The following is a 12,642-nucleotide window of genomic DNA, read 5'->3' as shown; positions in this document are numbered from 1 at the left end:
ATGGAATGACCCAACCCACCAAAGTCGCCGTGCTGATCTCGGGCCGCGGCTCCAACATGGAGGCGCTGGTTCGCGCCGCCCAGGCGCCCGGCTGTCCGTTCGAGATCGCCCTCGTGCTGGCCAACAAGCCCGACGCCAAGGGCCTGGAGATCGCCGCCACAGCCGGGGTCGAGGCGCTGTGCGTCGATCAGAAGCCGTTCGGCAAGGACCGCGAGGCCCATGAGCGGGCCATCGACGCAGCCTTGCGCGCACGCGGGATCGAGGTCATCGCCCTGGCCGGCTACATGCGGATCCTGACCCCCTTCCTGGTCGACGCCTGGGAGGGCCGGATGCTGAACATCCACCCGTCCCTGCTGCCCGCCTATCCGGGTCTCGACACCCACGCCCGCGCCATCGCCGCCGGCGAGTTGGAGGCCGGCTGTACGGTCCATCTGGTCACGGCCGGCGTCGACGAGGGTCCGATCCTGGGCCAGGCCCGCGTGCCGATCCTGCCCGGCGACGACGAGCCCGCCCTCGCCGCCCGGGTGCTGGAGCAGGAACACAGGCTCTACGCCGACACCCTGGCGACGTTCTGCCGCGGCCTTTGAGCGGCGAAAGCCGAAGGTTGACGCGCATTTACGACGCTGGGTCAGAGAATTGTCACGGTCGCACGAGATAGTGCCGCCATGGACGCCTTCCTGAATCAGACCTTCGCCCTCGCGGCCGACAACAGCTTGTTGGCGGGCGGGTTGCTGTTCGTGCTGACCCTGCTGGAAGCGCTTCTGGTCGTCGGCGTGCTGATCCCCATCGTCGGCGTCATGCTGGCCGCCGGCGCCCTGGTGGCCCAAGGCGTGATGCATCCAGTCGAGGCGGTGCTGTGGTGCAGCGCCGGCGCGGCGGTCGGTGACGCCCTTTCCTATCTGCTCGGCCATCGTCTGGGCGGCCGCCACGGCGCTCGCATGTTGTTCTCGGGCCGTCGGCGCCTGTTCGCCCGCGCCAAGCTGCTGGCCCGCCGCTACGGCACGGTGGCGATCATCGCCGCCCGCTATCTCGGCCCCGTCCGCCCGATGATCCCGATCCTGGCCGGCATGAGCCGCGCCCGCCCCTGGCGGTTCCATATCGCCAGCGCGCTGACCGCGCCGATCTGGGTCGTGTCGCTGATGGCCCCGGGCTACTTGGCCGTCGTCAATCTGCAGCGCCTGGATCTTGATCCGGGCGTGGCCGGTCCGCTGGCGGTCGCGGCGCTGATCATCGTCGCCACGATCTGGCTGGCTTTCCAGCGGCCGCGCGCCGTCCTGGCCTAGACCGAGCGGTAACGTCGCTCGGCCCATAGCGCGCCGCCCAGCACGATGGCCACAGCGATCCACAGCGCCGCCGCCCCCACCGTCAGATAGGTCAGCGCCCCCAGCGCGCCGCCGCACGCCAGGCCCGCCCACAGCAGCGCATAGCGCCACCAGTCGCGCGGCTCTCCACCGACGATCGCGCCGGCGATCCTTTGCCCGACCTTGACCAGGGCGCCGGTCATGTAGGTCAGGCCCACAGTGACGTCGCCGTTACGCTGGAAGACCGCATTCTCGGCGCCCATCGCCATCGCCACCGCCGCAATCCCCGCGCGATCGTGTCCCAGCGCAAGCAGGATCGCGCCGATCGCCAGCAGCATGGCCTCCAGGACCAGCACCGGCGAACGCCGCGCCTCGCCCAGCGCCCGGGCCATGAGCGCGCCCAGCACCACGCCCGCGACGAAGGCCGCGACCAGCCCCAGGACCGTCAGCGCCGCCGCCCAGTGGCTCGTCGCCAGGGCCACGCCCAGGCGCGTCGAGTTGCCGCTCATGAACGAGACGAAGAAGCCGCCCAGCTTCAGAAAGCCGATCGCGTCGACATAGCCCGCCACGCCCGACAGCGTGACCGCCAGCGCCACCTCGCCGCGTCCGTAGTGCTGCACGCCCAGACTCCCGCGCAAAAGAAAACGGCCGGATCGTCTCCGATCCGGCCGCTCTGCGTCATCAGAAATGTCGACGGCGATTAGCCGACGATTTCGTCTTCCGTGAAGAACTGGGCGATTTCGATGCCGGCGTTCTCCAGGCTGTCCGAGCCGTGGACCGAGTTTTCACCGATCGACAGGGCGAACAGCTTGCGGATGGTGCCTTCGTCGGCGTTTTCCGGGTTCGTGGCGCCCATGACTTCGCGGTACTTCAGGACGGCGTTGTCGCCTTGCAGCACTTGGACGACGACCGGCTCGGCGGTCATCTGGCCCACGAGTTCGCCGTAGAACGGACGCTCGGCGTGGACTTCGTAGAACTTCTTGGCTTGGGCTTCGGTCAGCTTCACGCGGCGCTGAGCGACGATGCGCAGGCCGGCGGCCTCGATCACAGCGTTGATGGCGCCGGTCAGGTTACGACGCGTGGCGTCCGGCTTGATGATCGAGAAGGTGCGTTCGGTCACGACAGTGATCTCACAGAAAAGTTGTGAATTGGGAGGTTGCGGGCTTATAGCCGTGCGCCCCGCCCTCGCCAACCCCACCGCGTAAGCTTCACAAAAATGCTGCAGATCAACGACCTGACCTTCAATGCGTGGGGCCGGCGCTTTTTCGACAAGGCGACCGTCAGCCTGCCGCCGGGGGCCAAGGTCGGCCTGATCGGACGAAACGGCGTGGGCAAGTCGACGCTGTTCAAGCTGATCCTGGGCCAGCTGCACGCGGGCGATGACGAAATCAGCCTGCCCAAGAGCGCCCGCATCGGCTCGGTCGACCAGGAACACCCGGCCACGCCGGTGAGCCTGCTGGAGACCGTTCTCGAGGCCGATGTCGAGCGCCACACGCTGATGACGCGGCTTGAGACCGCTGATCCCGAGGAGATGGGCGAGATCTGGGCCCGGCTGATCGAGATCGACTCCGACTCCGCCCCGGCCCGCGCCTCAGAAATCCTGGCGGGCCTGGGCTTCACCCAGGAAGACCTGCGCCGGCCGATGAGCGAGTTCTCGGGCGGCTGGCGCATGCGCGTCGCCCTGGCCGCGGCCCTGTTCGCCGAGCCCGACATGCTGCTGCTGGACGAACCGACCAACTATCTCGACCTGGAAGGCGCCCTCTGGCTGGAGGCCCGCCTTCAGAAGTATCCGCACACGGCGCTGATCGTCAGCCACGACCGCGAGCTCTTGAACAACAGCTGCACCCACATGCTGCACCTGGCCGGCGGCAAGCTGGAGCTCTACACCGGCGGCTACGACGACTTCGAAAAGCGCCGCGCCGAGAAGGCCCGCCTGCAACTCTCCGCCAAAGCCAAGCAGGACGCCGAGCGCGCCCACCTGCAGGCCTTCGTCGATCGCTTCAAGGCCAAGGCCTCCAAGGCCGCCCAGGCCCAGTCGCGGATGAAGCGTCTGGCCAAGATGGAGCCGGTGGCCACCACGATCGAGGAGCGCGTCGCGCCCTTCACCCTGCCCTCGCCGCCCAAGCCCCTGCCCCCGCCGCTGATCCGGCTGGAGAAGGCCAGCGTCGGCTATGAGGCGGACCGCGCGATCCTGAAGAACCTGAACCTGCGCATGGACCTGGATGACCGCATCGGTCTTCTGGGCGTCAACGGCGCGGGCAAGTCGACCTTCGCCAAGATGATCGCCGGCGCGCTGGGCGTACAGGCCGGCGAGTTCCACCGCGACAAGAAGATGAAGGTCGGCTGGTTCCACCAGCACCAGATCGAGGCGATGGATCCCAACGACACGCCGCTGGAGATCATCCGCCGCGCCATGCCCGAGGCCTCGGAAAGCTCGCGGCGCTCGAAACTGGCCCAGTTCGGCCTCGGCTTCGAAAAGCAGGAGACCAAGGTCGAGAGTCTGTCGGGCGGCGAGCGGGCGCGCCTGCTGCTGAACCTGGTGGCGATGGACGCGCCCCACATGCTGATCCTGGATGAGCCGACCAACCACCTCGATATCGACAGTCGCCGGGCCCTGCTGGACGCGCTGAACGACTATATGGGCGCGGTGATCCTGATCACCCACGACCGTTCGCTGATGGAGCTGGTCGCCGACCGCCTGTGGCTGGCGGCCGACGGCACGGTCAAGTCGTTCGACGGCGACATGGACGACTACGCCAGGTTCGTGTTGGAGCGCGCCAAGCAGGCCGTGAAACCGACCCAGGTCAGCCGCGAGCCTGAAAAGCCCGTCGCCCCGCCCACGAAGAAGGCCGCCGTCGAGCCGCTTCGCCGCAAGGTCGAGGCCGCCGAGCAGGTGATGACGCGGCGCACCCGGGACCTCGCCGAACTGGAAGCCCAGCTCGGCGACCCGGATCTCTACGTCAAGAACCCGGGCAAGGTCGCCGAACTGACCAAGCGCCGCGACAACGCCCAGGCCAAGCTGAACGAAGCCGAGGAGGCCTGGATGAGCCTGGCCGAGGAGCTGGCCGAGGCCGAAGGCTGAGCCAACCTCAGGGTGAACGGCCGCTAAACCATGTCGTTTAGCGCTTCCCGAACGTGTGTCGCCGCATGGTGCGACCCATGAGCACAGGTCACCCCCGCAACCATGTCGTAGCCAATCCGGAAGGATTGTCGTCGCACGTCGTGTTGGAAGCGTTCGCCGAATGGGTGAACACCCGCATCGGCGAGGCCTTGCGGATCGAGATGGATCTGGCCTTCCGCGATCGCCCCTTCGACGTCGAGGTGGGCCGCTCGCCCGCCCTGGTCGGCTGGGAGCACAAGTTCATCCAGCCGGGCGCGCCCGCGCCGCGCGGCAAGATGTGGACGGTCTATCGCCTGCATGACCAGAAGGACCGTCCGGTTCACCTGCCGCAGTCCGGCGATCTGGTCGAGGACCTGACGCCGCTCCTCGGAGAGCTCGGCTATCTGGGCGTGTTCGAGGACGGCGTGGCGCAGTTTCCAGGCGTGGGTAAGCGCTGACCGCCTGCCTCCTCAGCGGCGATGGTGCTCGTCGCGCGGCTTGTCATACAGCGTGCGCAGATAGGCGGTGACGTCGGCGATCTGGATCGCCGTCATCGCCTTGGCCGGCATGGCGTAGTGACCGACCGAGGCGATCGCCTCCAGCTCCCAGTCCAATCGGTAGTCCGCATACTTCTTGGCGACCTCTCCGAAGGGCGGCGCGTCCATGCGCGGGCTGACGCCATCGGCGGTGATCGCATGGCAAGTGGCGCATTGCTTGGCCGCGAAGGTCGCGCCCCGGGCCGGCGAGCCGGGAATGGCGTCGTCCGCCTCCGCGGCGGGCCGGGACGCCTGCGCGATCGTCGTCGCCGGGACCATCAAAGCCATCATCGCCAGGGCGGTCGTCAGAAGCCTGCGCATGTCGGTCACTCCCGTCATGGCGACAATGCGCCCAACGCTCGCCTACGCCAACTCAGGGCCAGCGCGTAGGAGCAAGATCCCCGGAACGCTCTAGCCGCACTTGACCTGCTGAACCACGCCCGTATCGGCGTTGAACAGGATGTTCAGGCGGTCGGGGCGATAGTCCATCGTGACCGGGCAGGTCGTGCAGGCGACCCGCCAGCGGGAGGGGTCGACCGGCGCCGGCAGGCTGGTGCGGAGCTGGCCGATGAACTGCTGGGCGTCCTTCAGGCCGCACTCGTCCTTGGGCTCGCTTTGCGGCGGCGGCGTCGGGAGCGCGATGGCCGGCGGCGCGGTCGGCGTCGTCGGTGGTGGCGGCGGCGCGGGCTCCGGTGCGCTGGAGCAACCCGCCAGAACCATCGCCGAGATCAACACTGCAAAGGTCCGCCTCATGCCTGCTTCTCCCAACCCCGCTCGGCGCCCTGGCGCCAGTACGACACCGGATGCCCGGCCTTCTTGAACGTCGACCAACGTCCGCGCGCCTGCGCCAAGGCCTGATCGTCACGCCCGTCGAACAAGAGGATGCAGCGCGAAACCCCTGAAAGATCTCCAGGTTCGGCCCCGTCGATGAGAAACAGCGCATCGCCGCTGTTGGGGTTTCCCTCTGCGGCGGTCAGCAGCACGGGCTGTCGCTCGGCCATCGGCTCGCTGGCCAGGCCATGCGGCAGGAAGCTGTCCTCCCGCCAGGTCCAGAGATGCTGATCCAGGGCCTCGATCCGGCGCGGATCGCCGCCGCGCACCAGCGCCTTCCAGCCGCGCCCCAGCGTCTTTTCCAGGAGCTCGGGCAGCACCGCCTCGAGCGGCGAGCGCTCGAGGTGATAGAACCAGACCTCGCAGGGGTTAGCCGTCATCGAAATTCCCTGTCATCCCGGGCGAGCGTAGCGAAGACCCGGGACCGCGACAAACGCGGCGCTTGGGGCGGTCCCGGCTCGGCGCGCTTTGCGCTGGGCCGGGATGACAGCCTCTTCGGATCAGCCTTCGTAGGCGTCGGCGACGAGGCGGTTGAGCAGACGCACGCCATAGCCCACCGCGCCATCGGGCACGGTCGGATCGGCCGAGGGCTTCTTCCAGGCGACCGAGGCGATGTCGAGGTGGGCCCACGGCACGCCGTTGACGAACTTCTGCAGGAACAGGCCCGCCGTGATCGAACCGGCCGGACGCCCGCCGATGTTCTTCATGTCGGCGATCGGGCTTTCGATCTGCTTCTCATAGGCGGCCGGCAGCGGCAAGCGCCACAGGCTCTCACGCTCGGCCTTGCCGGCCGCGAGAAGTTTTTCCGACAAGCCGTCGTTATTGCTGAACAAACCGGCGTAGTCATGACCCAGCGAGATGATGATCGCGCCGGTCAGGGTGGCCAGGTCGATCATGAACTGGGGCTTGAAGCGTTCCTGCGTGTACCAAAGCGCGTCGGCCAGGACGAGGCGGCCTTCGGCGTCGGTGTTGATGACCTCGATGGTCTGGCCCGACATCGAGGTGACCACATCGCCCGGACGCTGGGCGTTGCCGTCGGGCATGTTCTCGACGAGGCCCAGCACGCCGATGGCGTTGACCTTGGCCTTGCGGCCGGCCAGGGCGTGCATGACGCCGGCCACGGCGGCCGCCCCGCCCATGTCCCACTTCATGTCTTCCATGCCGTCGGCCGGCTTGATCGAGATGCCGCCGGTGTCGAAGCACACGCCCTTGCCGACGAAGGCGATCGGCTGGGCCGACTTATCGGCCGCGCCCATCCACTTCATGATAACGAGCTGGCTTTCGCGGACGCTGCCCTGCCCCACGCCCAGAAGGCTGCCCATGCCCAGCTTGGCCATCTCGGCCTCGCCCAGGATCTCGACCTCCAGACCCAGGCTTTCCAGGCTCTTGGTGCGGGCGGCGAATTCTTCCGGATGCAGGATGTTGGCCGGCTCGGAGACGAGGTCGCGGCTGAACACGATGGCGTCGGCCAGGGCCGCCAGGGGCTCATAGGCCTTCTGCGCCTTGACCGGATCGGCGGCCGCGATCTTGACCACCTGGACCGAGGGCTTCTTCTCAGCCTTCTCGGTGGTGCGATACTTGTCGAAGCGGTACGCGGCCAGGCGCGCGCCGAAGGCGGCGCGGGCGGCGGTCTCGGCGTCGGCGCCCAGCTTGAGCACCAGCTCGACCACGCCCGAGGTCTTCACGGCCTGGAAGGCCGAAGCGGCGGCCAGCTCGACCGCCTCGGGCTCGACGGCGCCGGAGCCATCCACCCCAACCAGAACCACACGTGCGGCTTCCAGTCCGTTCGGGGCGACGATGTCGAGCGTCTGGCCCTTGGCGCCCGTGAAGCGTCCGCCGGCGATGGCGCGCGCCAGGGCGCCGCCGGTGGCCTCGTTGGCTGCGCGGGCTTCGGGCGACAAGGCGGCGCCTTCGTGAGCCAGGACCGCGAGCGCGGCGGTGGCGCCGGCCTGGGTGTCGACGGGAACGAACTCGATACGCATGCCGCGCTCCTGCAATTTGGGCGACCGTAAGCGGCGCATCAGACCGCGCGCCGGCTCACCTCATCAAGGCGGCATAGTCCAATGCCGCGCCTTAGAAAAGGCTCCGTTCGGCTACAGTCGGGACGGCCAAGTTCGGTCCCCGGTTGTGCTGGCGTTAAGCCCCCGTGTAGAACGGCGCATCTTCGGGGTTCGTCCCACGAATCCATCCGCCCCGATCCCCGTCTTCATGCGCCTCATCGAACGCTATCTCTTCCGGCAGTTGCTAGGCCCGACGCTTCTGGCGACCGCGGCGCTGGTGGCGCTTGCCCTGCTGGCCCGCAGCCTGTCGGAGTTCGATGTGCTGGTGGAGCAGCGCCAGAGCGCGCTGGTGTTCCTGAAGATCATCCTCCTGGCCCTGCCCCAGCTGCTGGGCATCATGATGCCGCTGGCCCTGTTCGTCGCCGCCCTGGTGGCCTTGAATCGGCTGCACACGGAGCAGGAGATCGTGGTCTGTTTCGCGGGGGGCATGAGTCGCTGGCGGGTCATCTCGCCGGCCATGCGCCTGGCGGTCATCGCCGCTCTGATCTCGCTGATCTCGGGTCTGTGGCTGCAGCCCTGGAGCGCCCGCCAGATCCGCGAGACCGCCTTCCAGATCAAGACCGACGTCGCCGCAACCCTGGTCCAGCCGGGCCAGTTCACCGAGCCTGGCCCGGGTCTGACCGTCTACGCCCAGTCGATCGACCGCGATAACAAGATCCAGAACCTGTTCATCCACCAGGAGCTGCCCAACGGCGCGGCTTCGACCTATTCGTCGCGAGAAGCCGAGATCGCCACCCGCAAGGGCGAGCCGGTGCTGATCATGCGCCACGGGTCCAACCAGCAGTTCTCGCGTGACGGCGTGCTGCAGTACACGTCCTTCGACGAGTACACCTTCGATCTGTCCAGCCTGTTCCACAGCGACGAGCTGCTGCACTACAAGATCGCCGACCGTTATCCGCACGAGCTGTTCTTCCCGGACCTGACCCAGGAATGGGAACAGCGCAACAAGGACAAGCTGCTGGCCGAAGGGCACTCGCGCTTCGCCGGCCCGCTCTACAACATCGCCTTGATGAGCATGGCGCTGGCCGCCGTGCTGGGCGGCTCGTTCAGCCGCATGGGCTATGGCAAGCGCATCGCCGCGGTCGGCGCGGCCGCCGCGATCGTCCGCATCGTCGGCTTCGGCGTCCAGGCGGCGTGCGAGGATGATCCCTGGCTGAACGTGCTGCAGTACATCGTGCCGCTGGCCGCCACGGCCTGGGCGATGTCGCAGATTTTCCGGCAGAGGGTCTCGCCGCGTCGCAAGACCAAGCCCGCCACCCCGGCGCCCGCGTTTTCGGGAGCCGCATGATGCTGACCATGGGCATGCTGGAACGCTATGTGCTCAAGCGCACCATGGGCGCGCTGGTCGGCGCCCTGGCGGTGCTGAGCGCGATGGTGATGCTGATCGCGTTCGTCGACATCGCGCGCAATGTCGGTACACGCGCCGACGCCAGCTTCCTGCGGCTGCTCTACCTGACCATCCTTCAGGCCCCGGCGACCATTCTGGTCCTGGCGCCCTTCATCTTTCTGTTCGGAACCATGTGGGCGTTCGTCGAGCTGAACCGCCGTAGCGAGCTGATCGCCATGCGCGCGGCTGGGATCTCGGCCTGGCGCTTCATCATGCCGGCGGCCGCCTCGTCATTCGTGATCGGCCTCCTGACGATCACCCTGCTCAATCCGCTGACTACGGCGATGACGGCCAAGTTCGAGACCGAACGCGACCGCACGATGAACGGCTATCTGAAGGAAGCGCCCAAGGGGACATGGCTGCGCCAAGGCGACGACAAGACCCAGATCGTGATCCGCGCCCGGGCCCGCGAGCTCGTCGACGGCTCGGTGCGCCTGCGCGGGGTGTCGCTGTTCGTCTACACGCTGAACGCCAAGGGGGTGATGGACTTCACCCGTCGCATCGAGGCCAACGAGGCGCGCCTGGAGCCTGGCTTCTGGCGGCTGAGCGGCGTGCGGGAAGCCACGCCCGGCGCCGGCGCCATTCGCTCGGACAGCCTCTCCATCCCCTCGAACCTGGACGATCGCACAGCCTCGGAGCGGTTCAACACGCCGCAAGCGGTGGCGCTGTGGCGCCTGCCGGCCACGATCCAGCGGACAGCCGACGCCGGCTTCTCGGCCGCGCCCTTCAAGCTGCGCCTGCAGCAGGATCTGGCCACGCCCCTGCTCTTTGCGGCCATGTCGGTCCTGGCGGCGGCCTTCTCGCTGCGCCTGATGCGCCTGGGCGGGCTGGCCATGCTGGCCGGGTCGGGCGTCGCCCTGGGGTTTGGGTTCTTTTTCTTCAACGAGCTGTGCAGCACACTGGGACGGGCCGACGTTCTGGCCCCGTTCGTCGCTGCCTGGACCCCGCCGACCGTCGCGCTTTTGGTGGGCTTCACTTTGCTTTGCTATACGGAAGATGGGTGAGTCATTGTTTCCAGGGTCGTTCATGACTGAAACGCGCTCCAGCGTCCCATCCGCCGGCCGCGCGCTGCTGATGAGCGGCGCGGCGTGGCTGACGCTGGCCTGCGCCAGCGCGGCCCACGCCCAGCAGAACCTCGCGACGATCCCGCAGACGCCGGTGATCAAGACCGCGCCGCCCGACGGCCTGGGCGACGACGGCTACTATCTGGAATCGGACCTTCTGATCCGGGACGACAAGAACCAGATCATGACCGCCGAGGGCGCGGTCGAGGCGCGCTATCAGGGCCGCACCCTGCGCGCGGACAAGGTGATCTATGACAGCAAGACCGGCGCGATCACGGCGGACGGCAATGTCCAGCTGATCAATCCCGACGGCACGGCCGAATTCGCCGATCACCTGGAGCTCGACAGGGATATGAAGGCGGGCTTCGCCCGTAACTTCGCCGCCCGACTCGAGCAGAACATGAAGGTCGCGGCCGCCAGCGCCGTGCGTCGCAACGAGAACATCCAGGAACTGAACAAGGCGATCTATACGCCCTGCGAGGTCTGTGCCGAAAAGCCGACCCCGACCTGGTCGGTCTCGGCCGACAAGATCGTCCAGGATAAGCCCAAGCAGCTCATCTACTACAAGAACGCCGTCATCCGCATGTGGGGCGCGCCGGTGCTCTACCTGCCGCTGTTCTGGCATCCGGACCCGCAGGCCAAGCGCAGCTCGGGCTTCCTGGCGCCCAAGCTCGACTTCTCGAGAGGTCGCGGCGTTTCGTACAACCAGCCCTACTACCACGTGATCTCGCCGTCATCGGACGTGATCCTGGCGCCGCAGATCAACAGCCAGGTCAATCCGTTCCTGAACGTGACCTACCGCAAGCGCTTCTACTCCGGGACGCTCGAGGCGCGCGGCGGCTTCACCTACGACAAGGAATTCGACATCCGGGGCGACCGCTTCGGCGAGGAAACCTTCCGAAGCTACGTCCTGGCCAACGGCAAGTTCGACATCAACCAGCACTGGAAGTGGGGCTTCTCGGCCGAGCGCGTCTCGGACGCGCTGCTGTTCGACAAGTACAAGATCAACGACGTCTATCAACAGCGCGGGCTGTTCACGAGCGACGATCACCGCCTGGTCTCGCAACTCTATGCGACCCGTCAGGCGCAGCGGTCGTGGTTCTCGGTGTCGGCGGTTTCGGTACAGGGGCTGCGCGTCGTGGGCGTGACCTCGGCCGGCACCGCCAATGCGTTCGAGAACAGCGGCACGTTCCCGCTGATCGGCCCACTGGTGGAAGCGCGCTGGGAGCCGGAGAAGCCGGTCCTGGGCGGTCGACTGCGCCTGCAGGGCTCCGGCGTGATGCTGAACCGCTCTGAGTCGCAGTTCGGCGAGGCGCCCTACTTCCTGGGCGCTTACAAGGGTCAGAACGGCGTCGACTCCAGCCGGGCCAGCGTCAAGGCCGACTGGCGCGCCAGCAACATCATCGGACCTGGCCTGAAGGTCTCTCCGTTCGTCCAGGCGCGCGGTGACGCCTATTCGATCAAGACCTTCGTCACCCCCGCCGCCAGCGCGCTGGGCGATGACACCCAGGAGACCTACACCCGCGCGCTCGGCGTCGGCGGCGTGGATTTCAGCCTTCCGTTCTACAAGCCGCTGACCAAAGGCGGCAGCGTGGTGCTGGAGCCGCTGGCCCAGGTCGCGCTCGGCTCGGACAGCTCGCGCGTGCCTGTGGTCGTGGCCCGCGACGGGACCAAGCGCTACCTCTACAACGAGGACAGCGCGACCATCGAGTTCGACGAAACCAACCTGTTCCAAGCCAACAAGTCGCCGGGCTTTGACCTCTACGAAGGCGGTCAGCGCCTGAACGTCGGCGGCCGCGCCACCTTCGCGCGCCCCGACGGCCGTGGCGGCAGCATCCTGGTGGGGCGCAGCTTCCGATCGGAGTTCGATCCGCTGCTGCCCACGCGCACGGGCCTGCAGATGAAGTCTTCCGACTGGATCGTTGCGGCCACCGTCACGCCGGTTCGGGGGATCAACGCCTTTGTCCGTACGCGCCTAGACTCCAAGACTCAGGACATCCATCGGATCGAAACCGGCGTCGACGCCTTCACCACGCGCGGCAGCGGCTCGGTTCGCTATCTGAAGGACGAGCTGGACGCTAACGGCAACCGCCAGGAAAACTTCGAAGCGCGCGGTGAGCTGAAGCTGACCAAGCGCTTCTCCGTGACCGCGTTCGGGCAGCGCGACATGGTCCAGGACGTCTGGCGTCGTCGCGACCTCGGTGTCGCCTACCAGGACGACTGCGTTCGCATCGACGTCATCTACCAGCAGGAAGACCGCTACGCCTCGACGGCCAGCGGTTTGCGGCTGCAACCTGATCGTACGATCGTGTTCCGCCTAACGCTCGCCACATTGGGTGATACAGGGTACAGCAGCAACTAAG

At 67.4% G+C, this 12,642-nt stretch carries 14 protein-coding genes; 8 read left to right on the top strand and 6 right to left on the bottom strand.

Annotated features, from left to right (window positions below):
- Positions 1-5 precede the first annotated feature (5 nt).
- Both purN and CVUC_RS14750 read left to right on the top strand, forming a co-directional pair.
- The gene (gene purN, locus CVUC_RS14755) at positions 6-587 is read left to right on the top strand and encodes a phosphoribosylglycinamide formyltransferase (protein ID WP_096033260.1); all 582 of its coding nucleotides are present in this window, start codon (positions 6-8) and stop codon (positions 585-587) included.
- Between the two features lie 78 nt (positions 588-665).
- Positions 666-1,283, top strand: coding sequence for a DedA family protein (locus CVUC_RS14750; protein WP_010919570.1), 618 nt, complete (start codon positions 666-668; stop codon positions 1,281-1,283).
- Here the strand turns inward: CVUC_RS14750 and CVUC_RS14745 are convergent.
- A complete protein-coding gene (locus CVUC_RS14745; protein ID WP_096034772.1) occupies positions 1,280-1,879 on the bottom strand; it encodes a YoaK family protein in 600 nt (199 codons plus the stop codon). The genes CVUC_RS14750 and CVUC_RS14745 overlap by 4 nt on opposite strands.
- Here CVUC_RS14745 and CVUC_RS20490 point away from each other — a divergent pair.
- Complete coding sequence (locus CVUC_RS20490; protein ID WP_012640304.1) at positions 1,763-2,005, top strand: hypothetical protein; 243 nt, start codon at positions 1,763-1,765, stop codon at positions 2,003-2,005. The two genes, CVUC_RS14745 and CVUC_RS20490, sit on opposite strands and share 117 nt — an antisense overlap.
- On the opposite strand, the gene ndk is transcribed toward CVUC_RS20490, so the two are convergent.
- The gene (gene ndk / locus CVUC_RS14740; RefSeq protein ID WP_010919569.1) at positions 2,002-2,421 is read right to left on the bottom strand and encodes a nucleoside-diphosphate kinase; all 420 of its coding nucleotides are present in this window, start codon (positions 2,419-2,421) and stop codon (positions 2,002-2,004) included. The two genes, CVUC_RS20490 and ndk, sit on opposite strands and share 4 nt — an antisense overlap.
- A 96-nt stretch (positions 2,422-2,517) precedes the next feature.
- Between ndk and CVUC_RS14735 the strand changes: the two genes are divergently transcribed.
- On the top strand, positions 2,518-4,383 hold the full coding sequence (locus CVUC_RS14735; protein ID WP_096033259.1) for an ABC-F family ATP-binding cassette domain-containing protein: 1,866 nt from the start codon (positions 2,518-2,520) through the stop codon (positions 4,381-4,383).
- Between the two features lie 77 nt (positions 4,384-4,460).
- A complete protein-coding gene (locus tag CVUC_RS14730) occupies positions 4,461-4,859 on the top strand; it encodes a hypothetical protein (protein WP_024265736.1) in 399 nt (132 codons plus the stop codon).
- A 12-nt stretch (positions 4,860-4,871) separates the two neighbouring features.
- Here CVUC_RS14730 and CVUC_RS14725 read toward each other — a convergent pair whose 3' ends face one another.
- The 4 genes from CVUC_RS14725 to CVUC_RS14710 all read right to left on the bottom strand — a co-directional run bounded on the left by CVUC_RS14725 (position 4,872) and on the right by CVUC_RS14710 (position 7,750).
- Positions 4,872-5,258 (bottom strand): c-type cytochrome, encoded by a 387-nt coding sequence (locus tag CVUC_RS14725; RefSeq protein ID WP_423748631.1) that lies wholly within the window; start codon positions 5,256-5,258, stop codon positions 4,872-4,874.
- A 90-nt stretch (positions 5,259-5,348) separates the two neighbouring features.
- Positions 5,349-5,690, bottom strand: coding sequence for a hypothetical protein (locus tag CVUC_RS14720; protein ID WP_012640303.1), 342 nt, complete (start codon positions 5,688-5,690; stop codon positions 5,349-5,351).
- The gene (locus CVUC_RS14715) at positions 5,687-6,148 is read right to left on the bottom strand and encodes a DNA polymerase III subunit chi (RefSeq protein WP_010919563.1); all 462 of its coding nucleotides are present in this window, start codon (positions 6,146-6,148) and stop codon (positions 5,687-5,689) included. The genes CVUC_RS14720 and CVUC_RS14715 overlap by 4 nt, the downstream gene beginning before the upstream one ends.
- Positions 6,149-6,268: 120 nt before the next feature.
- Complete coding sequence (locus CVUC_RS14710; protein ID WP_096033258.1) at positions 6,269-7,750, bottom strand: leucyl aminopeptidase; 1,482 nt, start codon at positions 7,748-7,750, stop codon at positions 6,269-6,271.
- A gap of 226 nt (positions 7,751-7,976) precedes the next feature.
- On the opposite strand from CVUC_RS14710, the gene lptF reads away from it, so the two are divergent.
- Genes lptF through CVUC_RS14695 form a run of 3 tightly spaced genes read left to right on the top strand, consistent with a single transcriptional unit; the run spans position 7,977 to position 12,641 of the window.
- Positions 7,977-9,116, top strand: a complete 1,140-nt coding sequence (lptF, locus tag CVUC_RS14705) for an LPS export ABC transporter permease LptF (RefSeq protein WP_010919561.1) — start codon at positions 7,977-7,979, stop codon at positions 9,114-9,116.
- Positions 9,113-10,219, top strand: a complete 1,107-nt coding sequence (gene lptG, locus CVUC_RS14700) for an LPS export ABC transporter permease LptG (protein WP_096033257.1) — start codon at positions 9,113-9,115, stop codon at positions 10,217-10,219. Before lptF ends, lptG begins: the two co-directional genes overlap by 4 nt.
- On the top strand, positions 10,212-12,641 hold the full coding sequence (locus tag CVUC_RS14695; RefSeq protein WP_096033256.1) for an LPS-assembly protein LptD: 2,430 nt from the start codon (positions 10,212-10,214) through the stop codon (positions 12,639-12,641). The genes lptG and CVUC_RS14695 overlap by 8 nt, the downstream gene beginning before the upstream one ends.
- Position 12,642 lies beyond the last annotated feature (1 nt).

Origin of the sequence: Caulobacter vibrioides, from assembly GCF_002858865.1 — a bacterium.
GTDB classification, from domain to species: Bacteria; Pseudomonadota; Alphaproteobacteria; order Caulobacterales; family Caulobacteraceae; genus Caulobacter; species Caulobacter vibrioides.
This window is presented reverse-complemented; position numbering and strand designations above follow the sequence as displayed.

Coding starts and splice junctions, on each gene's coding strand:
- purN (WP_096033260.1), top strand. CDS start 6: ATGACCCAACCCACCAAAGTCGCCGTGCTGATCTCGGGCCGCGGCTCC.
- CVUC_RS14750 (WP_010919570.1), top strand. CDS start 666: ATGGACGCCTTCCTGAATCAGACCTTCGCCCTCGCGGCCGACAACAGC.
- CVUC_RS14735 (WP_096033259.1), top strand. CDS start 2,518: ATGCTGCAGATCAACGACCTGACCTTCAATGCGTGGGGCCGGCGCTTT.
- CVUC_RS14730 (WP_024265736.1), top strand. CDS start 4,461: ATGAGCACAGGTCACCCCCGCAACCATGTCGTAGCCAATCCGGAAGGA.
- CVUC_RS14725 (WP_423748631.1), bottom strand. CDS start 5,258: ATGCGCAGGCTTCTGACGACCGCCCTGGCGATGATGGCTTTGATGGTC.
- CVUC_RS14720 (WP_012640303.1), bottom strand. CDS start 5,690: ATGAGGCGGACCTTTGCAGTGTTGATCTCGGCGATGGTTCTGGCGGGT.
- CVUC_RS14715 (WP_010919563.1), bottom strand. CDS start 6,148: ATGACGGCTAACCCCTGCGAGGTCTGGTTCTATCACCTCGAGCGCTCG.
- CVUC_RS14710 (WP_096033258.1), bottom strand. CDS start 7,750: ATGCGTATCGAGTTCGTTCCCGTCGACACCCAGGCCGGCGCCACCGCC.
- lptF (WP_010919561.1), top strand. CDS start 7,977: ATGCGCCTCATCGAACGCTATCTCTTCCGGCAGTTGCTAGGCCCGACG.
- lptG (WP_096033257.1), top strand. CDS start 9,113: ATGATGCTGACCATGGGCATGCTGGAACGCTATGTGCTCAAGCGCACC.
- CVUC_RS14695 (WP_096033256.1), top strand. CDS start 10,212: ATGGGTGAGTCATTGTTTCCAGGGTCGTTCATGACTGAAACGCGCTCC.